The organism is Bradyrhizobium huanghuaihaiense (genome assembly GCF_025200885.1).
In the GTDB taxonomy this organism is placed as follows: Bacteria; Pseudomonadota; Alphaproteobacteria; order Rhizobiales; family Xanthobacteraceae; genus Bradyrhizobium; species Bradyrhizobium huanghuaihaiense.
Window position 1 is genome coordinate 1,373,646 of the sequence record NZ_CP104172.1, and the last position, 24,054, is coordinate 1,397,699.

General features: G+C 66.1%; 25 protein-coding genes and 1 pseudogene. 14 read left to right on the forward strand and 12 right to left on the reverse strand.

All coding sequences use genetic code 11. From position 1 onward, the window contains the following. Nucleotides 1–83: 83 nt before the first annotated feature. A complete protein-coding gene (locus tag N2603_RS06500; protein WP_260388106.1) occupies nucleotides 84–536 on the reverse strand; it encodes a nuclear transport factor 2 family protein in 453 nt (150 codons plus the stop codon). 299 nt (nucleotides 537–835) lie between these two features. Here N2603_RS06500 and N2603_RS06505 point away from each other — a divergent pair, with 299 nt between their 5' ends. The 3 genes from N2603_RS06505 (at nucleotide 836) to N2603_RS06515 (ending at nucleotide 1,848) form a co-directional block, all read left to right on the forward strand. Further along, entirely contained in the window at nucleotides 836–1,072 is a 237-nt protein-coding gene (locus tag N2603_RS06505) for a hypothetical protein (protein WP_260388107.1), read from the forward strand. 97 nt (nucleotides 1,073–1,169) lie between these two features. Continuing rightward, nucleotides 1,170–1,349, forward strand: coding sequence for a hypothetical protein (locus N2603_RS06510; RefSeq protein WP_260388108.1), 180 nt, complete (start codon nucleotides 1,170–1,172; stop codon nucleotides 1,347–1,349). A 112-nt stretch (nucleotides 1,350–1,461) separates the two neighbouring features. Next, entirely contained in the window at nucleotides 1,462–1,848 is a 387-nt protein-coding gene (locus N2603_RS06515) for a hypothetical protein (protein WP_260388109.1), read from the forward strand. A 117-nt stretch (nucleotides 1,849–1,965) separates the two neighbouring features. Here the strand turns inward: N2603_RS06515 and uvrB are convergent, their stop codons facing one another. From uvrB to N2603_RS06535, 4 genes are all read right to left on the reverse strand, one after another. Beyond that, on the reverse strand, nucleotides 1,966–4,869 hold the full coding sequence (gene uvrB / locus N2603_RS06520) for an excinuclease ABC subunit UvrB (RefSeq protein WP_311741175.1): 2,904 nt from the start codon (nucleotides 4,867–4,869) through the stop codon (nucleotides 1,966–1,968). Between the two features lie 92 nt (nucleotides 4,870–4,961). After that, nucleotides 4,962–5,195, reverse strand: coding sequence for a hypothetical protein (locus N2603_RS06525; RefSeq protein WP_260388110.1), 234 nt, complete (start codon nucleotides 5,193–5,195; stop codon nucleotides 4,962–4,964). A 39-nt stretch (nucleotides 5,196–5,234) separates the two neighbouring features. Continuing rightward, nucleotides 5,235–5,459: a hypothetical protein gene (locus N2603_RS06530; RefSeq protein ID WP_130365388.1), complete on the reverse strand. Its 225-nt coding sequence runs from the start codon at nucleotides 5,457–5,459 to the stop codon at nucleotides 5,235–5,237. Between the two features lie 114 nt (nucleotides 5,460–5,573). Continuing rightward, entirely contained in the window at nucleotides 5,574–6,491 is a 918-nt protein-coding gene (locus N2603_RS06535) for a LysR substrate-binding domain-containing protein (protein WP_260388111.1), read from the reverse strand. Nucleotides 6,492–6,830: 339 nt separating this feature from the next. On the opposite strand from N2603_RS06535, the gene N2603_RS06540 reads away from it, so the two are divergent. From N2603_RS06540 to N2603_RS06550, 3 genes are all read left to right on the forward strand, one after another. After that, on the forward strand, nucleotides 6,831–7,610 hold the full coding sequence (locus tag N2603_RS06540; protein ID WP_260388112.1) for a sulfite exporter TauE/SafE family protein: 780 nt from the start codon (nucleotides 6,831–6,833) through the stop codon (nucleotides 7,608–7,610). Next, nucleotides 7,607–7,837, forward strand: coding sequence for a hypothetical protein (locus N2603_RS06545; protein WP_260388113.1), 231 nt, complete (start codon nucleotides 7,607–7,609; stop codon nucleotides 7,835–7,837). The genes N2603_RS06540 and N2603_RS06545 overlap by 4 nt, the downstream gene beginning before the upstream one ends. A gap of 106 nt (nucleotides 7,838–7,943) precedes the next feature. Then, a complete protein-coding gene (locus N2603_RS06550; protein WP_260388114.1) occupies nucleotides 7,944–8,639 on the forward strand; it encodes a glutathione S-transferase family protein in 696 nt (231 codons plus the stop codon). Nucleotides 8,640–8,810: 171 nt separating this feature from the next. Here the strand turns inward: N2603_RS06550 and N2603_RS06555 are convergent, their stop codons facing one another. After that, nucleotides 8,811–9,020 carry a cysteine-rich CWC family protein gene (locus N2603_RS06555; protein ID WP_260388115.1) on the reverse strand — a complete coding sequence of 70 codons (210 nt, stop codon included), beginning with the start codon at nucleotides 9,018–9,020 and terminating at the stop codon, nucleotides 8,811–8,813. A 114-nt stretch (nucleotides 9,021–9,134) separates the two neighbouring features. On the opposite strand from N2603_RS06555, the gene N2603_RS06560 reads away from it, so the two are divergent. The 3 genes from N2603_RS06560 to hmuQ all read left to right on the forward strand — a co-directional run bounded on the left by N2603_RS06560 (nucleotide 9,135) and on the right by hmuQ (nucleotide 12,404). Then, nucleotides 9,135–10,715: a DUF1800 domain-containing protein gene (locus N2603_RS06560; RefSeq protein WP_260388116.1), complete on the forward strand. Its 1,581-nt coding sequence runs from the start codon at nucleotides 9,135–9,137 to the stop codon at nucleotides 10,713–10,715. A gap of 2 nt (nucleotides 10,716–10,717) precedes the next feature. Continuing rightward, entirely contained in the window at nucleotides 10,718–11,935 is a 1,218-nt protein-coding gene (locus N2603_RS06565) for a DUF1501 domain-containing protein (RefSeq protein WP_260388117.1), read from the forward strand. Between the two features lie 145 nt (nucleotides 11,936–12,080). Continuing rightward, nucleotides 12,081–12,404, forward strand: coding sequence for a heme-degrading protein HmuQ (gene hmuQ, locus N2603_RS06570; RefSeq protein ID WP_080134740.1), 324 nt, complete (start codon nucleotides 12,081–12,083; stop codon nucleotides 12,402–12,404). Between the two features lie 34 nt (nucleotides 12,405–12,438). Here hmuQ and N2603_RS06575 read toward each other — a convergent pair. The 6 genes and pseudogenes from N2603_RS06575 to N2603_RS06600 form a co-directional block, all read right to left on the reverse strand. Continuing rightward, nucleotides 12,439–13,381: pseudogene (locus N2603_RS06575) on the reverse strand (aldo/keto reductase). A gap of 253 nt (nucleotides 13,382–13,634) precedes the next feature. Beyond that, entirely contained in the window at nucleotides 13,635–14,090 is a 456-nt protein-coding gene (locus N2603_RS06580; protein ID WP_260388118.1) for a GNAT family N-acetyltransferase, read from the reverse strand. A 313-nt stretch (nucleotides 14,091–14,403) separates the two neighbouring features. Further along, a complete protein-coding gene (locus N2603_RS06585) occupies nucleotides 14,404–15,210 on the reverse strand; it encodes a PAS-domain containing protein (RefSeq protein ID WP_260388119.1) in 807 nt (268 codons plus the stop codon). Nucleotides 15,211–15,331: 121 nt separating this feature from the next. Further along, complete coding sequence (locus N2603_RS06590) at nucleotides 15,332–15,490, reverse strand: hypothetical protein (protein ID WP_018648309.1); 159 nt, start codon at nucleotides 15,488–15,490, stop codon at nucleotides 15,332–15,334. Nucleotides 15,491–15,563: 73 nt separating this feature from the next. After that, the gene (locus N2603_RS06595; protein WP_018648308.1) at nucleotides 15,564–15,740 is read right to left on the reverse strand and encodes a hypothetical protein; all 177 of its coding nucleotides are present in this window, start codon (nucleotides 15,738–15,740) and stop codon (nucleotides 15,564–15,566) included. 154 nt (nucleotides 15,741–15,894) lie between these two features. After that, nucleotides 15,895–16,545 (reverse strand): glutathione S-transferase family protein, encoded by a 651-nt coding sequence (locus tag N2603_RS06600; RefSeq protein ID WP_018648307.1) that lies wholly within the window; start codon nucleotides 16,543–16,545, stop codon nucleotides 15,895–15,897. A gap of 552 nt (nucleotides 16,546–17,097) precedes the next feature. Between N2603_RS06600 and N2603_RS06605 the strand changes: the two genes are divergently transcribed. From N2603_RS06605 to N2603_RS06625, 5 genes are all read left to right on the forward strand, one after another. Continuing rightward, on the forward strand, nucleotides 17,098–18,300 hold the full coding sequence (locus N2603_RS06605; RefSeq protein ID WP_026312881.1) for a pyridoxal phosphate-dependent aminotransferase: 1,203 nt from the start codon (nucleotides 17,098–17,100) through the stop codon (nucleotides 18,298–18,300). Nucleotides 18,301–18,714: 414 nt separating this feature from the next. Further along, nucleotides 18,715–19,197, forward strand: a complete 483-nt coding sequence (locus N2603_RS06610; protein WP_018647506.1) for a DUF992 domain-containing protein — start codon at nucleotides 18,715–18,717, stop codon at nucleotides 19,195–19,197. 155 nt (nucleotides 19,198–19,352) lie between these two features. Then, entirely contained in the window at nucleotides 19,353–21,401 is a 2,049-nt protein-coding gene (locus N2603_RS06615; protein ID WP_018647505.1) for an elongation factor G, read from the forward strand. 518 nt (nucleotides 21,402–21,919) lie between these two features. Then, nucleotides 21,920–22,192 carry a helix-turn-helix domain-containing protein gene (locus N2603_RS06620; RefSeq protein WP_018647504.1) on the forward strand — a complete coding sequence of 91 codons (273 nt, stop codon included), beginning with the start codon at nucleotides 21,920–21,922 and terminating at the stop codon, nucleotides 22,190–22,192. A 93-nt stretch (nucleotides 22,193–22,285) separates the two neighbouring features. Continuing rightward, the gene (locus N2603_RS06625; protein ID WP_260388120.1) at nucleotides 22,286–24,043 is read left to right on the forward strand and encodes a SulP family inorganic anion transporter; all 1,758 of its coding nucleotides are present in this window, start codon (nucleotides 22,286–22,288) and stop codon (nucleotides 24,041–24,043) included. The last annotated feature ends 11 nt before the right edge of the window (nucleotides 24,044–24,054 follow it).

Genomic DNA, 24,054 nt, shown 5'->3' on the forward strand with positions numbered 1-24,054 from the left:
GGGAGGTTCAATGGGGGGAGGTGGAAGATGCGCAAGGGAGCGCCGCACCCTCGCCGTCGTCCTGGCCTTCGCCAGGACGACAGTTACACCCCGTCCGCACCCGCCCCCGTGATCAACGGCCCGATCTCGCGCTCCAGCACCTGCTGCACCAGATCGTAGGAATCGATGATCTCGCGGATCTGCGCCACCTGTCCGCCGCGGAAGGTGTAGAACACGGCCATGTCGACCTGAATGATGCGCTCGTTGCTGCGCTTCTTGAAGAACACGCGCAGATAGGCCGCGACGGTGTCGCCTTCGGCGACGATCTGCGGCACCTGATAGCGGGTCTCGGAATAGCGCGCCTGCACCGTGCGCCAGAACTCGCGCAGCTCTTGCTTACCGTGGCGGGGGCCCATGTGCGGCAGCACGTCGATCGGCGCGTGGGTGAGGAAGTCGATGTCGTCGGTGCAGCACGACAGCGCGGCTTCGAGATCATCTGCCGCGATGGTGTCCAGCAGATGCAGCACGCGCTGGCGATTGAGCTTCTCGACCGTCATTCCGCCCGTCCTTGTTGGCCCCGCGGCGCTGCGCAACGCTAACGCACGATCTCGCGCATCGGCAATCCGCAACAACACAGGGCTGATTGCAGCCTATGACGCGCGGGCGCAATGCCCGGTTCATGGGGTACAATTGCGGGTTGCGCGCCTGTGCGCCTGCAAGAGAACGGGGGCCTTCGGGTCCCCGCGATGACGCCGCGCGCATATCGCCAGGGGCGTCCTGCCGGGCCTCGCGCAAGGGAACCTCAATCCGTTAACACCCGTTGATGTCAGGACATCGCCTCCGGAGATATCGATCCATGAAATCCACGCTTCTGACTGTGGCTACCGCGCTCCTCATGCTCGGCGCGAGCCCCGCCGCCAACGCCAAGGGCTGCATCAAGGGCGCCGTCGTCGGCGGCGTCGCCGGCCACTATGCCGGCCATCACGGCATGCTTGGCGCCGCCGCCGGCTGTCTCTACGGCAGGCACCACGCCAAGGAGCAGGAGAGGCAGCGGCCACAGCAGGGCCAGGTGAACGGGCAGGGGAAGCTGTAGAGGCACGGAAAACCCCGTGCCTCACCGTCTTCTGTCCGGCGTGCCCCGATGGTAAGTTCCAGCCGCAAACGCTGGGGTTGAGTCGAGCGAGGGGACGATGGACATCGGGAAGTTCTTGTGGGGCCTTGTCCTCGCAATTCTGTTCCTGTGGTTCCTCGTTCGCTTCATGAGAAACGCGTTCCACTCGCGGGGCGTCAAATACAATTGGCTTGGCGTTCTGCTGTCGTTCTCGACGGTCGGCTTGGCGATCTACCTCGTCTTCTTCCGCCAGCTCTGACGCCATTCATTTGTCCGCGGCCGCAGAGGGGCCTGGCAGGGCGTGACCCATCTCACATCACCCCTCCGGCATCGCGGCTATCGTCATCCCCATGTCATCAGGGAGACGTGCCATGGCCGCCATCGCCGCCGCGAGAAAGTCCCGCCTGCACAACGCGCTCGAAGGCCTCGCGCTGACCGCGACGCTGCAGAGCTTCCCGACCTTCGCCACCGCCGCCTTCCTGCTCAAGCTCGTCGGCAACCACGACCTCGTCGGCGACCCCGGCGTCGCCATCTTCGTCGCCGTCGCCTCGATGCTGCACGCAATGCTCGCAGTAACCCTGGGTCCGAGCTTCCCCGCCGTCTTCAAGACCGTCTACGAACCAAAGTTCTTCGAGGCCCATCTGTCGCTGTCCGACAAGATCACGGCATGGCGCACCCAGCCGGTTGCGTCACTTCAGCTCATGACCATCGTGCTGCTGCTGTCGGTGATGGCGGTGGTGACGGCGAGCGTGGGGTAAGGACGGAAAATCTCTCCGCCGTCATTCCGGGGCGCCGCGGACCGGCGAGCTATGATGCGCAATTGCGCATCTGAGAATCCATAACCACGAACGGCGCTGATGAATCTGCGCCGCCGCCTACCTCTTCTTCCACCCCCCGCGCCGTCCCGGCGCGCCGCCCGTCGACTTCGGCGCCGGTCCGAACTCCGGACCCGACTGCCTCGAGTCCGTCGGCTGGATGATTCTGCTCGTGCTGCCGAACGGCTTTGCCGGCAGGGTCTGGTTGGCGCGATAGGGCAGCGATTCCGGCCCGTGCATCTCGTCGAGATGCGGCTTGTGGACCTTCGAGCCGCTGCCGGCGCCGCTGGCCTTCAGCGCGGAGCTCACGGTTTTCTTCTTCATGGCGCTGACCGGCAAATTCGCGGCGTCGCCGTACTTCTTCGTGCCGGCATAGGCGCCGGCCTTGCCCGCCACCGCGCGCTGCTTGGCAGTGGGATCATCCACCACCGCGAGCTCGGTGGCGCGCAGGCGCTTGACTTCGTCGCGCAGGCGCGCGGCTTCCTCGAAGTTCAGATCGGCGGCAGCCTCGCGCATCCTTGTTTCGAGATCGGCGAGCACGGCTTCGAAATTGTGGCCGATCGAGATGACGTCGTCGGTCATGTCGTGACCGCCGACCTCGACCAGCACGTGGTCGCGCTCGTAGACGGAGTTGAGGATGTCGCCGATCTGCTTCTTCACGCTCTCCGGCGTGATGCCGTTGGCGGTGTTGTACTCGACCTGCTTCTCGCGGCGCCGGTTGGTCTCGGCGATGGCGCGCTCCATCGACCCCGTCATCTGGTCGGCGTAGAGGATCACCTTGCCGTCGACGTTGCGCGCGGCGCGGCCGATGGTCTGGATCAGCGAGGTCTCGCTGCGCAAAAAACCTTCCTTGTCGGCGTCGAGGATCGCGACCAGCGCGCATTCGGGAATGTCGAGGCCTTCGCGCAAGAGGTTGATGCCGACCAGCGCGTCGAAGGCACCGAGGCGGAGGTCGCGGATGATCTCGATGCGCTCGATGGTGTCGATGTCTGAGTGCATGTAGCGGACGCGAATGCCCTGCTCGTGCAGGTACTCGGTGAGATCCTCGGCCATGCGTTTCGTGAGAACCGTGATCAGCGAGCGATAGCCGGCTTGGGCTGTGGCGCGGACCTCGCCGACGAGATCGTCGACCTGCGTGCGGGCCGGGCGGATGTCGACGGGCGGATCGATCAGGCCTGTGGGGCGAATGACCTGCTCGACGAACACGCCGCCGCTCTCGTTCAGCTCCCAGCCGCTCGGCGTCGCCGACACCGCGACGGTCTGCGGCCGCATCATGTCCCATTCCTCGAAGCGCAAGGGACGGTTGTCCATGCACGACGGCAAACGGAAGCCGTATTCGGCCAGCGTCGCCTTGCGGCGGAAGTCGCCGCGGAACATGGCGCCGATCTGCGGGATGGTGACGTGGCTCTCGTCGGCGAAGATCAGCGCGTTGTCGGGGACGTATTCGAACAGCGTCGGCGGCGGCTCCCCGGGGCGGCGCCCGGTGAGATAGCGCGAATAGTTCTCGATGCCGGCGCAGCTTCCTGTCGCCTCCATCATCTCGAGGTCGAAGGTGGTGCGCTGCTCCAGCCGCTGCGCTTCGAGGAGGCGGCCCTGGTCGTGCAGCTGGTCGAGCCGCTGCTTCAGCTCGAACTTGATCGATTTGATCGCCTGCACCAGCGTCGGGCGCGGCGTCACATAGTGCGAGTTGGCGTACATCTTGATGAATTCGAGCTCGTCCTGCTTGTGGCCGGTGAGGGGGTCGAACTCCTCGATGGTCTCGATGCTGTCGCCGAACAAATTCACGCGCCAGGCGCGGTCCTCATAGTGCGCCGGGAAGATGTCGATGACGTCGCCGCGCACGCGAAAAGTGCCGCGGGTGAAATCGGCCTGGGTGCGCTTGTACTGCAGCGCGACGAGGTCGGCGATGAGCTGGCGCTGGTCGATGCGCTCGCCCTTCTTCAGCGCGAAAGTCATCGCGGTGTAGGTCTCGACCGAGCCGATACCGTAGATGCAGGACACCGAGGCGACGATGATGACGTCGTCGCGTTCGAGCAGGGCACGGGTTGCCGAGTGGCGCATGCGGTCGATCTGCTCGTTGATCGACGAGTCCTTCTCGATATAGGTGTCCGTGCGCGGAACGTAGGCTTCCGGCTGGTAGTAGTCGTAATACGAGACGAAATACTCGACCGCGTTATCAGGAAAAAAGTTCTTGAACTCGCCGTAGAGCTGGGCCGCCAGCGTCTTGTTCGGCGCCAGGATCAGCGCGGGGCGCTGCGTCGCCTCGATCACCTTGGCCATGGTGTAGGTCTTGCCCGAACCGGTGACGCCGAGCAGCACCTGCGAGCGGTCGTTGCGCTCGATGCCTTCGACCAGCTCCTTGATCGCGGTCGGCTGGTCGCCGCGCGGCTCGTAGGACGACTTGATCTCGAAGCGCACGCCGCCTTCGGACTTCTCCGGGCGCGGCGGCCGGTGCGGCGTCCACACCTTCATCGAGCCATCGTCCTTGCGGAACTCCGGGCGGCCCTCGCGGATCAGCGACTCCAGCGCGTCGGCAGTCGCCTTGACGCCGAGCGCCTCCATCTTGGAACGCGGCGGACGCGCCAGCGCTTCCGCGTCGTCCTCTTCGGTGGGCAGACCGAGCTGACGCGCCAGTTCCGGATCGAGCGTCGGGATCGTGGCGGCAGTGCCGTAATTGGCCTGCGGTGCCTCGTCCAGGCCCGTCGGGCGGTCGCTGGGGAAGTCCTTCGGCGTCGAGGCGCGTGCGCGATGCGCGGCGGCCTCGCCTCCGGCGCGGCGGTCGCGCGAATTGTCCGGCGGCGGCTGCAGGCCGGTGCCCGAGCCAAGCCCGGCATCGCCGCGATTGATCGCGGGATTGAGCAATTCGGCCAGCGCCGGCCCGATCGGCTGCACGTCGGGCCGATGCGCCTTCGAGTTCGGGGCCTTGGATTTGGGGGATTTCGGGGGAGCAGGTTTCTTCGCCATGGGGCGAATATGGGACGAGTCCGCCTCTCAATAAAGGGCGAATGCCCCTCCGTGCTCAGGCTGCTGACAGCAGGTTGGCAGCAGGGCCCCGCTCACGCCGCAGGCAGCGGTCCGTCGTCGTCCTCAGTCGCACCGCGCGGCTTCAGGACGTCGAGATGGATGCCGCCGCAATCGGTGCAGCGCATGGTCCAGTACTCGCATCCGGCGCGGCCGCCGATCACACGGAGCACCGTGAGATCGCCGTCGCAGTCGGGGCATCTCGACAGCACCGATCGGGCGTAGGATCGGGCCAGCGGCTGGGTCTCTTCGATCTCGATAGACGACATCACCGGTTCCTCGTTGCGCGCCGCGCTGTGCTGAAAGGCCTATTCGTCGTCGCTGTCGGCGCGCCGGCGGAAGCGATCGATGTGATGCTTGGCGTCGGCGATTGCGGCGTCCTGGTCGGGCCAGGCGAAGCCGACCTCCATGGCCGGAAACAGCACGCCGTCGATGGCAACCGGGCTGAAATCGGCGCGCCGGATGCGGGCGTGCCACAGTCCCTTGCCAGCTTCGAAGGATTCGATGTCAAAGCCGTCGTAGAGGGTCGTCATTGCTAGTCCCCAAAGTGGTCCGTACGTGTCTTGTTGGAGGGTCAAGGGACCACGTTTGCGGATTTGTGGATGTGAAGCCGTTCACAAGGGGCCGGCTTTTTTGCCTGAACGGCGTCAGTTCCGCGCGGAACTGCGGCCGGGGCGCCGCACGGGGCGGGTCGCGGGTTCCGATGCCGCGCGCATGATCCAGCGGCGGAACGAGGCAAAGTCGCGCTGCTCGGTCTGGAAGCTGCGATAGAGCAGGTACCAGCGCATGCCCTTGGGCACGGAGAGATCGAACGGGGCGACCAGCCGCCCGGCGGCGAGATCGTCGTCGATATAGGGTCTGATGCCCATGGCGATGCCGAGTCCGTCGGCGGCGGCCTGCAGCGCCTGACCGTAGAACTGGAACTCCGGTCCGCGCGCGTTGATGCGCGGCAGGTTCGCGGCCTTCAGCCAGATCGGCCAGTCCTCGGGCGAGTGCGCGACGCGGATCAGGCTCGGCCCCCTGAGATCGGCCGGCCGCTTCAATGAGGCGGCGAGGCGGGGCACGCAGACCGGCGTGAGGTCGCCGGCAAACAGCGGCTCGGCGACGAGGCCGGGCCAGTCGCCGGTGCCGAGCTTGATGCCGCAATTCCAGTCCTCGCCGAACGGCACCAGGGCGCCGCCGGTGGTGAAGCGCACCTCGATGTCGGGCTCCTCGCTGCGAAACTCCGACAGCCGCGGGATCAGCCAGCGCATCGCAAAGGTGTGGCCGACGCCGATGGTCAGCACGCGCACGCTGGAGGGCGCCGTCACCTGCGCGGTCAGGCTCGCGAGCGCATCGAAGATCGGGGTCAGCCCGCTCTGATAGGCGCGGCCGGCCTGCGTCAGAACCAGGCGGTTGGCCTTGCGCTCGAACAGCGAGACGCCGAGGCGTTCTTCCAGCAGATGCACCATGCGGCTGACGGCGGCCGCGGACACGCTGAGCTCGAGTCCGGCCGCAGCAAAGCTACCGGTCCGCGCCGCCGCCTCGAATGCCTTGATGCCGTTGAGAAAGAGCAGCCGCCGCAAATGCCGAGCCTCAGGAAAGCTGACGCCAGGGCAAGATAACTCAGTTTGCGCGAGCGGGGCAAGCGAGGCACAAGAATGAGAGTAATTCCAAGTTGTGTTTCGGGGCGGCCGCGTTCTTCGCCTCTCGCCGCGCTTGTCCGCCGAAGCTTCAGCGAAGGCGGATGCGGGGAGAGGCCGGAATTTGCGAGAGCAAATTCCGGGTGAGGGGGACTCTCCGCGAGTCTCACTGCCACCGTGATTGTGGAAGCAGCCCCTTACCCCACCCTCTCACCGTAAGAACGGGGCGAGGGAGAATGAACGGCTTGCGTCCCTTTACTCGCCACCCAGGAGAACTCCCTCGTGACGCCCATCATGATCGCTGCCCTTGGAATGCTGATGGTCGCCACCGCGTTTCTGTCGGGGCTGTTCGGCATGGCGGGCGGGCTGATCCTGATCGGCGTGCTGCTGGCGCTGATGCCGCTGCCGACCGCGATGGTGCTGCATGCGATCACGCAGATGGCCTCCAACGGCTGGCGCGCATTCTTGTGGCGGGCGCATATCCGCTGGCGGCCGGTCGCGAACTACATGGTCGGCGCTGCCATTGCGCTCGCCGCCTGGTCCATCACCCGCTACGTGCCGGACAAGCCGACGGCGCTGCTCCTGCTCGGCGTCACCCCGTTCATGGCACGGCTGCTGCCGTCAAACATCAAGCCGGATCCTGACAGGCTCTGGCAGGGCACGGTCTATGGCACGATCTGCATGGGCCTGATGCTGATGACCGGCGTGTCGGGGCCGCTGCTCGACACCTTCTTCCTCGGCGGCGACTTTGGCCGGCGCGAGAAGGTCGCGACGAAAGCGATGTGCCAGCTCGTCAGTCATTTCACCAAGCTGGTCTATTTCGGCGGCATCATCGATCAGGCGGCGAGCCTCGATCCCGTGCTGGCCGGCGTCGCCATCGCAGCCTCGATGCTCGGTACCACGCTGGCACGGCGCATTCTCGAAGCCATGACCGACCAGCAATTCATCGCCTGGTCCAACAAGCTGATCACCACCATCGCCTGCTATTATATCGCCTATGGCGGCTGGCTGCTGGTTCGGACCCCTGTGCTGGCCGCTTTCGACAAGGGAGGTTTGCAATGAGCGAGACCGCCGATCCGCTGGTGCTGGACTTCGTCGAATGGATCGCGCGCGAGCCGCGCGCCTATGCCGAGGTGATTTCGACCTGGAAGACCTCGTGCCCGCGCCTCACCATTTGGGAAGACGCCGCCGACCGCGGTTATGTTGCGCGCGAGACGCTGCCGGGCGTGGGGCTCGTCATCGCGGTGACGGAAGGCGGCGAGAGGCTGCTGCGCACCAACGGGCGGTGATTCCGCCTCCACATCGTCATTGCGAGCGTAAGCGAAGCAATCCAGAATGCCTCAGCGGCGGCAGTCTGGAATGCTTCGCTGCGCTCGCAATGACGGAACAACAACCATGTCACTCAAGCTCTACGAACTCGTCGGCACCGACGCCGCGCGCCCCTTCAGCCCGTATTGCTGGCGCACGCGGATGGCGCTGGCGCATAAGGGACTGTCGGCGGAGACGCTGCCCTGGCGCTTCACCGAGAAGAGCGCGATCGCGCCGCACGGCTCGGAGCGGGTGCCCGTGCTGCTGCATCACGACAGACCGGTGGTCGATTCCTGGATCATCGCGAACTATCTCGAGGACCATTTTCCGGACCGGCCGTCACTGTTCGGCGGCGAGGGCGGGCGGGCCATGGCGCGCATGATCAATGCGTGGGGCGACATCGCCATCGTCGGCGGTCTCTCTCCGCTCGTTATCGCCGACATCCCGAACAATCTCGGCGAGGTCGACGCCGCCTATTTCCGAAGGTCGCGCGAGGCGCGGTTCGGCAAGAGCCTGGAAGAGGTCCAGGCGAGCCGCGACACCGGCATCGTCGCATTCCGCAAATCGCTGGAGATCATGCGCCAGACGTTCAAGACGCAGCCGTTTCTCGGCGGGCAGGCGCCGAACTATGCGGACTACATCGTGTTCGGTGGTTTCCAGTGGGCGCGCGTGGTGAGCCCGTTCAAGCTGCTGGAGGTGGACGATCCGGTCTATGCTTGGCGCGAGAAGCTGCTGGATGCGTTCGACGGCATGGCGCGAAAGTCGCCGGGGCATGAGGTGTAGGGCAGGCTCTCTCCACTGTCGTCCCGGCGAAGGCCGGGACCCATACCGCGTGATCCATCGGTTGCGGATGCTATTCGTCCCGAACGACCAGTCTTCGCCAAACTTCTCCCTGGGGTTATGGGTCCCCGCGTTCGCGGGGACGACAGTGGCGTATGTCGCGCGCTCTCACATCTAACCAGCAGCGCTCGCCTCTGCCGCCGCCTTCCGCAAACACGCCCGGCACAGGCAATCCTCGCCCTTGACCGGCATCGGCAGCCGGGCCGTCTCCTCCGCGCACCAGCAATTGCCCGACAGATCGCAGCCGAATTCGCTGCCGCAGCGGGAGCAGATGAGGCGGCGCGCAAGTGCCGGCGCTGACGGCATTTCTTTCGGAATTGTCATGATTTGCCCAAAAGCTGCGTCGTCATTTTCATGTCGGGTTCATCTGTTGCTGCGGTATATTATGCGCCGCGCGACGATCAGGAAAGCGGTTGGCAATCCGCGAAGGACAAATCGATGGCCCGCGATTCGCAAGCCGCCCTCGTTGCGCTCAACCGTTTCGGCTTCGGCGCCCGCGGCGGTGCCTCCGGCGATCTCATCAACGCGGCCTCCGATCCCAGAGGCTTTGTGAAGGCGGAACTGGCCCGTCCCAATGGCGTGCTGCTGGAGGCGCCGGGCCTGCAATCGACGCCGCAACTCGGGCAGGCGGTGTTTGCCTATCAGGACCAGGTCAAGCAGGCGCGCGAGGCTGCCAAGGAAACTGCCAAGGAAACTGCCAAGGCCGCGGCGCCCGCGGAGACGCCGCCGCAGGCGCCCGCCGATCAGAAGCCCGCTCTGCGCCGCAATCTCTCGCTGAACACGGCTGCAACCGAGATCGCCGGCCAGATGGCGGACGCGAAGCCGGCCGATGCGTCGGCCAGGCCCGAGACGATGCAGCCCAACGCGGCGACGCCGCCGGCCGCAAAACCCGCGCCGCAGCCGCTCAACGTGATTCAAAAGACCTTTCGCGCCGAGGCGCTGGCGCGCCTGCAGCGCGCGACGCTGGTCGAATGCGGCTTCACCGAGCGTCTCGTCGTGTTCTGGTCCAACCATTTCTGCATCTCCGCGACCAAGGGCGAGCTGGCGCGGATCTGGGCCGGTGCGTTCGAGCGCGAGGCGATCAGGCCGCATGTGCTCGGGCGCTTCGCCGACATGCTCAAGGCGGTCGAGCAGCATCCGGCCATGCTGTTCTTCCTCGACAACCAGCAATCGCTGGGTCCGGACTCGCGCGCAGGGCAAAACCGCAAGCGGGGGCTGAACGAAAATCTCGCGCGCGAGATCATGGAGCTGCATACGCTCGGCGTCGGCGGCGGCTACACGCAGGACGACGTCACCTCGCTCGCGCGCATCATCACCGGCTGGACCTTTGCCGGAAGGCAGGGGCAGCTCGGCACGCCAGGCTCCTTCGTGTTCAACACCAATGCGCACCAGCCCGGGCCGCAAGTGCTGCTCGGCAAGACCTATGAGCCGGCCGGCCTTGCGCAGGGCGAAGCTGCGCTCGCCGACATCGCGCGCCATCCATCGACCGCGAATTTCATCGCGACCAAGCTCGTCCGTCACTTCGTCGCCGACGATCCGCCACCGGTGCTCGTCGCGCGGCTGCGCGATGTCTTCGTCAAGACCGACGGCGACCTCAGGGCGCTTGCGACGGCGCTGGTCGATGCCGACGAGGCGTGGAAGGCGCCGCTGACCAAGATGCGCAGCCCTTACGATTTCCTGGTCGCAAGCGGCCGGCTGCTTGCGCGGGTGCCCGAGGATCCCGGGGCGTATCTGAACAATCTCAACCTGCTGGGACAGCCGCTGTGGTCGCCGGCAGGGCCGAACGGTTTCCCGGATACCAGCGCCGCCTGGGCTGCGCCAGAAGGCATGAAGCTCAGGCTCGACATCGCGGCGCAAATGGGGGCGCGGCTCGGCAACAACATCGATCCGCTCGACCTGCTGGAGTTCGCAGCTGCCGACGCGGCCTCGATCGAAACGCGCCGCACCGTCGAGCGTGCGGAGTCGCGCCAGCAGGCGTTGGCGCTGCTGCTGATGTCGCCGGAAATGCAGAGGAGATGAAGATGATCGACTGCGTCGAGAACCGGCTCCTCACCTCGCGCCGCAGCCTTCTGCTCGGCGGCGCCTCCTTCGCGGCGTGGGCTTACTTGCCGAAATTCGCGCGCGCGGCTGGCGGACGTGATCCCAGATTGATCGTGGTCATCCTGCGCGGCGCGCTCGACGGGCTCTCGACCGTCGCGCCGCTCGGCGACCCCGACTATGCCGGCCTGCACGGATCGATCGCGCTCACGGCCGATGGCGCGCATCCTGCCATCATGCTCGACTCGTTCTTCGCGCTGCATCCGGCGATGCCGGAGTTCGCGCGCATGTATCGCGACCGGCATGCCGCGGTGATCCATGCGGTGGCGACGCCCTATCGCGACCGTTCGCATTTCGACGGTCAGGACGTGCTCGAAAGCGGCTACACCGGACCGGGACGCGTGCAGTCCGGCTGGCTCAACCGTGCGCTCGAAGCGCTGCCGCGCGGCGAGCGCGTCTCGAGCGGTCTCGCGGTCGGTCCGACCACGCCGCTGGTATTGCGCGGCAATGCGCCGACCGTCGGCTGGGCGCCGGTCGCGCTGCCGCAGGCCGACGACGACACCGCGATGCGGCTCGTCGATCTCTACCGCCACCGCGATCCCGCGCTGGCCGCGGCGCTGTCGCAAGGTCTCCAGCTCGACAAGGTCGCAAGCGGGGACGACATGAAGCCGAAGGGCGGCAATCAGGTCGCGCAGATGCGGCAGGTCGCGCGCGGCGCGGCCAAGCTGATGGCGGCCGACGACGGTCCGCGCATCGCCGCGCTCGCCTTCGACGGCTGGGACACGCATGCCAATGAAGGCGGCCCTGTCGGGCGTCTCGCCTTCCTGCTCGGCGGTCTCGACGGCGCGCTCGCCGAATTCGAGAGCGGCCTCGGCGAGCGCTGGCGCGACACCGTCGTCGTCGTCGCCACCGAGTTCGGCCGCACCGCGCGCATCAACGGCACCGACGGCACCGATCACGGCACCGGCACCATCGCGCTGCTCGCCGGCGGCGCCGTGAAAGGCGGCCGCGTCATCTCGGATTGGCCAGGCCTCAAGCTCGCGAACCTATATGAGGCCCGCGACCTCAAGCCCACCACCGATCTGCGCGCGGTGATCAAGGGCGTGCTGCAAGACCAGTTTGGCCTGTCCGATCGTGTGCTGGCGGAAACAGTGTTTCCGGACAGCGCGAGCGCGCGGCCGATGAAGGGGCTGGTGGCCTAATCCACAAACGCCGTCATTCCGGGGCGCGCGTTAGCGCGAACCCGGAATCCATACTCCCGATCGGGGTTATGGATTCCGGGCCCGCGCCTTGCGGCGCGTCCCGGAATGACGACATGATGAGCCAAACATCAGGAGACACTAGCCCATGTACATCGCCATGAACCGCTTCCGCGTCGCCAAGGGCTCCGAGTCCGCTTTCGAGCAGGTCTGGCTCACCCGCGACACCCATCTGGACAAGGTGCCGGGCTTCGTCGAATTCCATCTGCTGCGCGGGCCGGAAGCCGAGGACCACACGCTCTACGCCTCGCACACGGTGTGGGCGAACCATGCCGCGTTCGAGGCCTGGACCAAGTCGGAGGCGTTTCGTGCCGCGCATCACCGGGCCGGCGACAACAAGCCGCTTTATCTCGGCCATCCCCAGTTCGAGGGCTTTGAGGTGATGCAGACGGTGGGACGCGGCGCGAAGTAGCGCGCCGCGCCGCAAAGGTCGGTCGTCGCAAAAATCAGCCCAAGGTGATCCTGTCGATCTCCGCCATCTCCTCCGCGCTGAGCTTCCAGGCGATCGCCTTGACGTTCTCCTCGATCTGCTCGACGCGGGTGGCACCGGCAATCACGCTCGAGACCTGCGGGCGCGCGGCGAGCCAGGAGAAGGCGAGCTCCAGCATCGAATGCCCGCGCGCTTTCGCGAAGGCCTGGAGCTTCTCGACGATGTCCTCGTTGCGCGGCGTGACGTAGCGGTCGCGCAGCCGCGGCACCTTGCCGAAACGGGTGTCGCCGGGCGCGGCCTCGCCCTTCCTGTATTTGCCGGTCAAGAGCCCGCTCGCGAGCGGGAAGAACGGCAACAGGCCGAGCTTGTATTCGGTCGCGGCCGGCAGCAGGTCCTTCTCGATGTCGCGCACGAGCAGGGAATATTCGTCCTGGCAGGAGACGAAGCGGCTGACATTCATCGCGCGCGCGACGTACTCCGCTTCCGCGATCCGCCAGGCCGGGAAGTTCGAATTGCCGATGTAGCGCACCTTGCCCTGGCGCACGAGATCGTCGAGCGCACGCAGGCTTTCCTCGATCGGCGTCAGCGGGTCGTAATCGTGTTGCTGGTAGAGATCGATGTAATCGGTCTTCAGCCGCTTCAGGCTCGCTTCCACGGCCTCCATGATGTAGCGGCGCGAGGCGCCCTGCTTGGTACCGTCCTCGGCCATGGGCTTGGCGTATTTCGTCGCCAGCACGATGTCGCCTGCGGCGATCGCCCAGCACGGCGCCGAGCACGGTCTCCGAGCCGCCCATGTTCGAATAGATGTCGGCGGTGTCGAACAGCGTGATGCCGAGGTCGAGCGCGCGATGGATGACCTTGCGCGAGGTCTCGAGGTCGGTGCGCTGGCCGAAATTGTTGCAGCCGAGCCCGACCGCGGACACGCGAAGGCCGGAGGCGCCGAGATTGCGAATTTCCATGAAAGATCCTGTCGGAGATGAGTGGCGGGCATTCTGACCGCCGTGTGCCGCAGCAGCAAGCTGCCCGCCGCGCTGCTGCCATGCCGGCAGCGCGGACAAAAAAATGCGGCCCCTGTCAGACGCGGCGACTGACGGGGACCGCTTTGGGGCGCTTGATCGGTGACGGGGGGCCTGATCAGACGCAGGTGCAGCGTAGTCCCGCTATGTTACGCGCCGGTGACAGGCCAAGTTATCCACAGGCTGTGCGCGGGGATCAGAACAGCTTGCGATAGACGATGAAGCCGGAGCGCTCCGCGACCTTGTCGTACAGGCTCTGCGCCGTGACGTTGGTCTCGTGCGTCTGCCAGTAGACCCGCGGCGAACCCGCCAGTTTCGCCCGTTCATACACCCCGTAAATCAACGCCGACGCGACGCCCTTGCCGCGGGCGGCTGGAAGCGTGAACAGGTCCTGCAGATAGCAGGACGGCTCGATCGCGGTGGTGCTGCGATGGAACAGATAGTGCGTCAGTCCGAGCAGCTTGCCGTCGCTTTCGGCGACCAGCGCATGCACCGGCTCATAGGCATCGAAGAAGCGCTGCCACGTCATCTGCGTGATCTCGGGTGCAAGCGCGGTCGGGCCCGAGCGGCCGTAGAAGGCGTTGTAGCCGTCCCAGAGCGGGAGCCATTGATCGTAGTCCTGCCTCGTGACGGAGCGAATGGTGAGCGACATGTGAGAGTTCCGCGATCGATGAGGTGTCCTTCATACGTGATGAAGGGCGTGTCGATCAATTGTCTCACGAGACGGACGGATATTCAGTCGTGGCGACAGTGTGCCATGCCCCTCACCCGGATTGCGCCGGACGATGCTTCGCATCGCCGGGGCAATCCGACCTCTCCCCGCGGAAGGGCGGGGAGAGGTTAAGACGAGCAACGCTTGCTTGAGTGAGGGGCGCACTGTTCTCTCACTCCCTCGCCCCGTTCTTACGGGGAGAGGGTGGGGTGAGGGGCTGTCTCCGCGACTTCGATCTGAGATTTGGCAGAGGCTACTCCGCGGCCCGCAAGTAACGGATCAGCCTGCGGCCTGTGGGATCGCGCAGCGAGCGGTAGTAGTCGGCGCGCGCCGGCGCATCGGTGTGGCGCACCAGGTCGGTGACCGGCGTGTAGCTCAGCATGCGCCCGCCGTCGGGCAGCGCGGCGCAGACGAAGCGCAGCACCTCGCCATTGCGCAATTTGATGTTGATCGGCGTCGCATCGCCGATCCGCACCATCTCCATGCGCTGTGCGATGAAGGTGCCGAGCTCGTCCTCGGGCAGCTCGAACGCGCCGGTGTCGCGGCTGTGATACATCAGCGCGATGAAGGGCGGCTTGCCGTCGGCGATGTCGTCCGGCACCGCAAAATAATCGCGGAAGGCGCGGTTGATGAATTCGGCCCGCGTCTCCGTATCGAGCAGCACGATGCCGATATCGACCTGGTCGAGCGCGGCCGACAGCCGCGCGGCGGTGGCGTGGCTCTGGCGCTCGGTGGCGAAGGCGGCGAGCAGCCGCTCGCGCATCAGGCCGGTGATGCCTGCGGTACCGAAGGCCGTCACCGCGAGCAGGCCGACCAGATCCGCGCTGGCATGGAAGGGCACGCCGCGATGGCCGGCGAAGAACAGTGCCGCGCCGGCGACCGCGAGGGCTGCGCTGGCCATGGCGGAGGCGAAACCCGCCAGCGCGCCGGCAAGTGCGACGATGCAGACGAACAGTGGGGCAGGCGAGGGAATGTGAACGGAGCGATCGAGCAGGATTGCCAGCAGCGTGATCGCTACCGTCAGCATCGGACCGGAGATCGCACGCCATCCGAACCGCATCTCGTTCCTCCCTGAACGAGGGAACGCCGCAACTCTGACCGATTGTTGCGCCGGCGCGGTGAAGAATCGCGTGGAGTGCTAAAGCGCGGCTTACGAGGGCACGCCAAGATTTCGGATGATTTTAGACCAAATGCGAATGCCTGACGCGCTGCTGCAACGCCGGCGCATTCAGTGTCGAGGTGCCCGAGCTCTTGCGCATGCCGGTGAAAATCAACAGCGACGCCGCGACCAGGATGGCCGCGGTCAGGGTGATTGCAACGACGACCACAGGTGATTTCATCGACGTCCCGTCGCGATGCCGGTCAGCGCGGGCCGCGCGGCACCTTGAAGGAGGGGCCAGGATGAAACGGGAATCAGACCGGCAGGCCCATCGCCATGGTCGCCTTGGTCGACAGCACTGTCAGGGTGACGATCAGGCACAGCGAGATCGCGGCGACGGCGAGCGAGGCCGCGACCGCATTGGTCAGCCGGGAAGACGAAACGGTAGCGGGATGGCCCTGAAAGCCTGCCGTGCCGGACGCCCGAGTCATGGTCTAAATCCTTCAACGTGCGAGCGAATCACCCGCGACGCAGAACAATTTCACCATTTCAACCGGCAATATTGCGGCGGCTGGCGCGCCGAATATGGCGGGATCGCGGCAAAGGTTAACGATATGCCCGCTATTTCTTAACGCCGGACCGCTTTCAGGCGCCGGCGGCGATGCTGGCGGGGTCGTCGATGTCGGCCGGCCGCCAGTCCATGGAGACGAAGCCGGGCGCAGCTTGCACCCGCTTCAGCCAGTCCCGGATCGCCGGGAAGGTGGAGAGATCGAAGTCGCAGCGATCGGCGAGGTGGGTGTAGCCGTAGAGCGCGATGTCGGCGACCGTGAGCTGGCGGGCGGCGAAGTAGGGGCTGGTCTTGAGGTGGTTCTCCATCACCTGGAGCGCGCCATAGCCGCGCTCCATCCAGTCCTCCAGCGCGTGGGTCTGGAGGTCGCGGCCGCCCTTGACCAGCGACAGCCAGAAATAGGCGGCGCCGATATTCGGCTCGAGCGCGTGCTGCTCGAAGAACATCCATTGCAGCGCCTCGGCGCGGTCGATGCGGTTCTCCGGTGCGAGCGGCGTGCCGACGGCGACGTACCAGAGGATGGCGTTGGACTCGGCGAGAAAGCGGTCCTCGCCGACCTCGAGCAGCGGCACCTGGCCTGACGGATTCTTGGACAGGAAGTCCGGCGTGCGGCTCTCGCCGCGCAGAATGTCCACCTCCACCGCTTCGTAAGGTACGTTCAACAGCGCCAGCGCAAGGCGGACCTTGTAGCTGTTGCCGGAGCGTTGCATCGAATAGAGCTTGTACATTCTGAAAGTTCTGAACCTTGGACGGGGAAGTGCGACGCGTCCTGCCCACGCGTCGCGGCTAAACAATGATGCCGATGCGAATCCGCCGCAAGAGCCGGTCAATAGAAAAACTCGAAAGCCCTACCGCACTGCAATGCCGCGGAAGATCATTTCCGCGCGGCGCCGCAAATCGAGATCACGCTTGCGTCAACGCGTGGACGCGTTGCGCCGCGGATCGTGCGAGACCTTGAGCGGCTGCGATCGAGCCGGGCGCTCAGGATCGGCTCGAGGCTTCCGGGCGTCCTCCGGAAACGTCAGCCTCGTGGTCGGTTTCCCGGCGTCCGAACGGCCTGAAATTGCTCCGAGGACAAGCCTTGGCGGATATGAGGGGTTTGCACGGCAAAGTTACGGAAAATTGCGGGAAATCGCGGCTCGAAGCCCTGGAATTCGTAAACTTTTGCGGGATCGGGCCGAAGTTTCTTGCGGTGCAGCGGCACACGTTTTAGGGTAGCTCCATTCCCACAATCAGAGTCGTGAGGCGAAAGGCTTCACGACGCTTGTCAGGAGATGACGATGTCCTTCCTTGCCGCTGCGCTCGACCGTGTGAAGCCGTCCGCGACCATCGCGGTCACGGATAAAGCACGCGCGCTGAAAGCGGCGGGCCGCAACGTCATCGGCCTCGGTGCCGGCGAGCCCGACTTCGACACGCCCGCCAACATCAAGCTCGCGGCGATCCGCGCCATCGAGGCCGGCAAGACCAAGTACACCGCGGTCGACGGCATCCCCGAGCTGAAGGAAGCCATCATCGCGAAGTTTCAGCGCGAGAACGGCGTCGTCTACAAGCCGAACCAGATCATCGTCGGCACCGGCGGCAAGCAGGTGCTCTACAACGCGCTGATGGCGACCATCAATCCGGGCGACGAGGTGATCATCCCCGCGCCCTATTGGGTCAGCTACCCTGAAATGGTGGCGCTCGCCGGCGGCGAGCCGGTGCCGGTGGTCTGCACCGCCGCGACCGGCTTCAAGCTCGGGGCCGAGGCGCTCGAGCGTGCGATCACGCCGAAGACCAAATGGGTGATCCTGTGCTCGCCGTCGAACCCGACCGGTGCGGCCTACACCAAGGCCGAGCTGAAGGCGCTCACCGACGTGCTGGTCAAGCATCCGCAAGTGTGGGTGATGACCGACGACATGTACGAGCACCTCGTCTATGACGATTTCCAGTTCACCACGGTCGCGCAGGTCGAGCCCAGCCTCTACGACCGCACGCTCACGGTGAACGGCGTGTCGAAGGCCTATTGCATGACCGGCTGGCGCATCGGCTATGCCGGCGGCCCGGCCCAGCTCATCAAGGCGATGTCGACCATCCAGTCGCAGTCGACCTCGAACCCCTGCTCGATCGCGCAGTGGGCCTCGGTGGAAGCGCTGAACGGTCCGCAGGACTTCATCCCCGCCAACAACAAGGTGTTCAAGGAGCGCCGTGACCTCGTCGTCTCCATGCTCAACCAGGCGAACGGCATCGAGTGCCCGCGCCCCGAAGGCGCGTTCTACGTCTATCCGTCCTGCGCCGGCACGATCGGCAAGAAGGCGCCGTCGGGCAATTTGATCTCGAACGACGAGCAGTTCGTCACCGAGCTGCTCGAGACCGAAGGCGTCGCCGTGGTGCAGGGTTCGGCCTTCGGTCTCGGCCCGGCCTTCCGCATCTCCTACGCGACCAAGACCTCGGACCTCGAAGACGCCTGCAAGCGCATCCAGCGCTTCTGCGGCAATCTGCGGTAAGCCGAAGACAGTGCGAATTGAAAAGGCCCGCTTCGTGCGGGCCTTTTTGTTTGTGTGTCGAGAGGCGGAGTCGGTTAGTCCTTTGCTCCGGTCGGCATCTTGCCATGCCCCTCACCCGGATCGCTGCGCAATCCGACCTCCCCCCGCAGAAGGGCGGGGAGAGGTTAAAGCCGCGATAGCGCGTTCGAATTGTTCGACCGTGAGGGACGCCCGGCTCTCTCACTCCCTCGCCCCGTTCTTACGGGCCGGCGACGAGCTTCGCTCGCGCTGAGAGGGTGGGGTGAGGGGCCTCTCTCCGAGCGTTCATTTCAGATACGTCCGATCTGGCACCCACAACGCTCTTGTGGCATAGACCATCGCGCGGCGTGTGCCGCGTCCTTCCTGCTCGCATCCTATTCATCGCCGGAGACATTCATGCGCCGTTCGTTCATCTTCGCCGGGCTCATCGCCACGAGCCTCGTTGCCTCGGTCTCCGGCAGCAGCGCGCAGCAGCAGCGGATGGTCCGGGTCGGCGTGCTCGAATGCCGCGGCGGCGCCAGCGTCGGGTTCATCGTGGGATCGGTGACCAACCTCGGCTGCGTGCTGCGCGCCGACGGCTTGCCCGAGGACCGCTATGTCGCGACGATCCGGAAAGTGGGCCTCGACATCGGCATCACCCAGGAGACCACGCTGGCCTGGGGCGTGTTCGCGCCGGTCGACCGGCTCGGCCCCGGCGATCTCTCCGGCAATTACGCTGGCGCGCAGGGCAGCGCCTCGATCGGCGTCGGCCTCGGCGGCAATGTGCTCGTCGGTGGCTCCAACAATTCGATCGCGCTTCAGCCGCTCAGCGTGCAGGGCCAGGTCGGCCTTAACATCGCCGCCGGCCTCGAAAGCCTGGAACTGCGTCCGGGCCGTTAACACTTTTGCGTGTGATCGCGCCGCGCGAAACGGCGCGATTTGACGGACGACGCACCGCAGCGACGTTTGACGCTTGCCAAATCTAAGGGACGGGCAGAGCATCTGCGTTTGCCGACCCAATCATGGGCCGAGCTCCACACAAAGGAGGCGGCGAAATGGGACAAGACGTCAGAAGTCCCCGAGGTCCACGGTGCATCGCGCTGGTGGGCCCTTTCCAAAGCGGTAAAACCACACTTCTTGAAGCAATATTGGCGCGAACGGGCGCAATCCCGCGCGCCGGCAGCGTCGACGGCGGAACTTCCGTCGGCGACGCCTCCCCGGAGGCCCGTCATCACAAGATGACCGTCGGCCTCACTGCCGCCACCACGAGTTTCATGGGCGACAGCTACACCTTCCTGGATTGTCCCGGTTCCGTCGAGTTCGCCCACGACATGCGCGCCGCGCTGCCCGCGGTCGATGCCGCAATCGTGGTCTGCGAGGCCGACGAGAAGAAGCTGCCGCAGCTTCAGATCATCCTGCGCGAGCTGGAGGAGCTGAAGATCCCGCGTTTCCTGTTCCTCAACAAGATCGACCGCGCCAATCAGCGCATCCGCGAGACCCTCGCGATGCTGCAGCCCGCCTCCCGCGTGCCGCTGGTGCTGCGCCAGATCCCGATCTGGAAGGGCGAGCTGATCGAGGGCTTCGTCGATCTCGCGCTGGAGCGCGCCTTCATCTATCGCGAGCACAAGGCCTCCGAGGTGGTCGCACTCGAAGGCGGCGATCTCGACCGCGAGAAGGAAGCCCGCTTCTCGATGCTGGAGAAGCTCGCCGACCACGACGACGCGCTGATGGAGCAACTGCTGGAGGACATCCAGCCGCCGCGCGATGCCGTGTTCGACGATCTCGCCCGCGAACTGCGCGAAGGGCTGATCTGCCCGGTGCTGATCGGTGCGGCCGCGCGCGAAAACGGCGTGCTGCGCCTGATGAAGGCGCTGCGCCACGAGGCGCCCGGCATCGCCGAGACCGCCAAGCGCCTCGGCGCGCCCGAGAGCAAGGACGCGCTCGGCTACGTCTTCAAGACGCTGCATTCGCAGCACGGCGGAAAGCTGTCGCTGACGCGGCTCGTCGCCGGCCATCTCGACGACGGCGCCACGCTGCAATCCTCCTCCGGCGGCGCGGGGCGCATCTCAGGCATCCTCGCCGTCAACGGCGCCTACGACACCAAGCGTGCCTCGGCGGAAGCCGGTGACACCGTGGCGCTCGCCAAGCTCGATCCGGTCAAGACCGGCGACATGGTCTCGAGCGGCAAGACGCAGCCGGCGGCGCTGGTCGCTGCGGAGCCGACATCGGCCGTGCTCGCGATCTCGGTCGCGGCCACCGACCGCAAGGACGACGTCAAGCTCGGCCAGGCGCTGACGCGGCTGCATGAGGAGGATCCCTCGCTCCTGATCGTGCAGAATCCCAAGACCCACGACACCGTGCTGTGGGGCCAGGGCGAGATGCACCTGCGCGTCGCCAGCGAGCGCTTGCGCGACCGCTTCGGCGTCAAGGTCACCTCGCATCCGCCCGCGATCGGCTACCAGGAGACCATCCGCAAGCCGATCACCCAGCGTGGTCGTCACAAGAAGCAGTCCGGCGGCCACGGCCAGTTCGGCGATGTCGTGCTCGACATCAAGCCGCTGCCGCGCGGCGACGGCTTCAAGTTCGCCGAGAAGGTGGTGGGCGGCGCGGTGCCGCGCAACTACATCCCGGCGGTCGAGGAAGGCGTCGTCGACGGGCTGACGCGCGGTCCGCTCGGCTTCCCCGTCACCGACGTGCAGGTGACGCTGACCGACGGCTCCTATCACAGCGTCGATAGCTCCGATCTCGCCTTCCGCACGGCAGCGCGGGTCGGGCTCAACGAAGGCCTGCCGCAATGCCAGCCGGTGCTGCTGGAGCCGATCCACGTGGTCGAGATCGTGTGTCCGACCGATGCCACCGCCAAGATCAACGCGATCCTGTCGGCGCGGCGCGGCCAGATCCTCGGCTTCGACACCCGCGACGGCTGGAGCGGCTGGGACTGCGTCCGCGCCATGATGCCGGAAGCCGAGATCGGCGAGTTGATCGTCGAGCTGCGTTCGGCAACGGCAGGGGCCGGCAGCTTCACCCGCCAGTTCGACCACATGGCCGAAGTCACGGGCCGCGCCGCCGACCAGATCATCGCCGCGCACCAGCACGCGGCGTGATCTGAATCGCGCAGTAAGGGACGCACGCCTCTCTCACTCCCTCTCCCCGTTCTTACGGGGAGAGGGAGGGGTGAGGGGCTGTTTCCACGCGTGCGGTGAACGTTGGACGCGCGCGCTCTCCTCCTCTCCGTCATTGCGAGCGCAACGAAGCCGAAACTCCGTCATCCTGAGGTGCGAGTTGCGCAGTGCATTCGCACTGCGCGGCGAGCCTCGAAGGATGCACGGCCCCGCTGCTGCAGCCGGGCCGTCGCCCTTCGAGGGCCGCTGAAGAAGTGGCCACCTCAGGGTGACGGTAAAGAGACAAGTGCTCGCTGCTTGATCCGTCATTGCGAGCATAGCGAAGCAATCCAGCGTCTTTCCGCGGAGGGATTCTGGATTGCTTCGCTGCGCTCGCAATGACGGTGGAGACAGATGGGCGCGGAAGCGAGAATTCCCTTGTCCTCACCTCCAAATGATGTATTTTACATCATTGTATATGCTCCAGATATCACTTATAACTCCTGATACGTGAGGCCAAGGTGATCACCTCGTTCCAGATGCGGGCCGCCCGCGCGCTGCTCGGCATCGACCAGAAAACCCTGGCCGAGCTCGCCGGCGTGTCGTTGCCGACCATCCAGCGGATGGAGGCATCGACCGGCAATGTGCGCGGCGTGGTCGAGACCTTGATGAGGGTGGTCGAGGCGTTCGACCGGGCCGGCGTCGAGCTGATCGGCGAGCAGGCGCGCAGCGACAGCGGCGGACGCGGCGTTCGGCTGAAGGAGCCGGGGCCGCCGCGACGCGTCGGAGCATGATCGCAGTTTGATCGTGCTCGGGATCAGGATGGGCTAGCGCATCGTCGCACCTCGGCAACACGGGACGCGCGATGCTTCGGAGCACTTCGGGGCATGAGCATCACCAGCGATCACGCAAGCCGACTGCATCAGCTGCGCAGGCCGACCTTTGCCGAACTCTATCTGCCAAAGCTCGTCACCGTCTGGCGTGAAGGCTACGGCATCGCGGACTTTCGCGCCGACGTGTTTGCGGGCCTGACGGTCGCGATCGTCGCGCTGCCGCTGTCGATGGCGATCGCGATCGCCTCGGGCGCGACGCCGGATCGCGGCCTCTACACCGCCGTCGTCGGCGGTTTCATCGTGTCGCTGCTCGGCGGCAGCCGCTTCCAGATCGGCGGCCCTGCGGGTGCCTTCATCGTCTTGGTCGCGGTGACCGCGGAGCGGCACGGCATCGACGGCGTGATCCTCGCCACCATGATGGCGGGTCTGTTCCTGATCGCCGCGGGCCTGTTGCGCGTCGGCACCTACATCAAGTTCATTCCCTATCCGGTGACGGTCGGCTTCACCGCCGGCATCGCGGTGATCATTTTTGCGAGCCAGCTCCGCGACCTCGCAGGCATCACGCTCGCGGGAAAAGAGCCCAGCGAGTTCGTGCCGAAGCTCGCCGCGCTCGCGAGCGGCCTGCACACCGTCAATCCGTCGGCGGTTGTCGTCGCGCTCGTCAGCATTGCGATTATCGCGGCCTTGCGGGTCTGGCGGCCGTCCTGGCCCGGTATCCTGATCGCGGTCGTTTTCGCGGCCGTCATATGTGCGGTGTTCTCGCTGCCGGTCGAGACCATCGGCAGCCGCTTCGGCGGCATACCACGCGAATTGCCGTCGCCGGCGCTGCCGGCGTTCTCGATTGCGAAGGCCAAAGCGGTGCTCCCCGACGCGATCTCCTTCGCGCTGCTCGCTGCCATCGAATCGCTGCTGTCGGCGGTGGTGGCCGACGGCATGACCGGGCGCCGTCACCGCTCCAATTGCGAGCTGGTCGCGCAAGGCGCGGCCAATATCGGCTCGGCGCTGTTCGGCGGCATCTGCGTCACCGGCTTGATCGCGCGCACCGCCACCAACATCCGCGCCGGCGCGCGCGGGCCGCTGGCGGGCATGCTGCACTCGGTCTTCCTGCTGCTGTTCATGCTGATCGCAGCTCCCCTCGCCAGCTACATCCCGCTTGCCGCGCTCGCCGCCGTGCTCGTGGTGGTCGCCTGGACCATGGCGGAGAAGCAGGAATTCGCCACGCTCTTGCGCTCGTCCTGGGGCGATGCCGTAGTGCTGCTCGCGACCTTCCTGCTCACGATCTTCCGCGACCTCACCGAAGGCATCCTGGTCGGCTTCGCGCTCGGCGCGGTGCTGTTCATCCATCGCATGGCGGAGATGACCGGCATCGAGGAGCGCACGCCGCTGGTCGCCGCCGATCGCCCCGACGACGGCAATGGCGAGCGCGTGCCCTACGATCCCGGGCTCGCGGTCGACCGCGACGTGCTGGTCTATCGCATCACCGGCGCGTTCTTCTTCGGCGCGGCCTCGGCGATCGGCGGCGTGCTCGACGGCATCGCCGACAAGCGCAAGGCCTTCGTGGTCGACTTCGCCGGGGTGCCGTTCCTGGACTCGACGGCGGCGAACGTGCTCGGGCGGGTCGCCGCCAAGGCCCACCGCCAGGGCATCCGCCTGTTCATCACCGGCGCCTCGCCCGCGGTCCGCCGCGCGCTGCTGACCCATGGCGTGACGCCGCCGCGCGCGCGTTATCGCACGAGCCTCGAGCGCGCCGTCGCCGACATCAAGAGCCGAGCGGCCGACAAGCCTGCGGCGCGCACGTCTCGCTCAGGGTGATTTGATCGCCT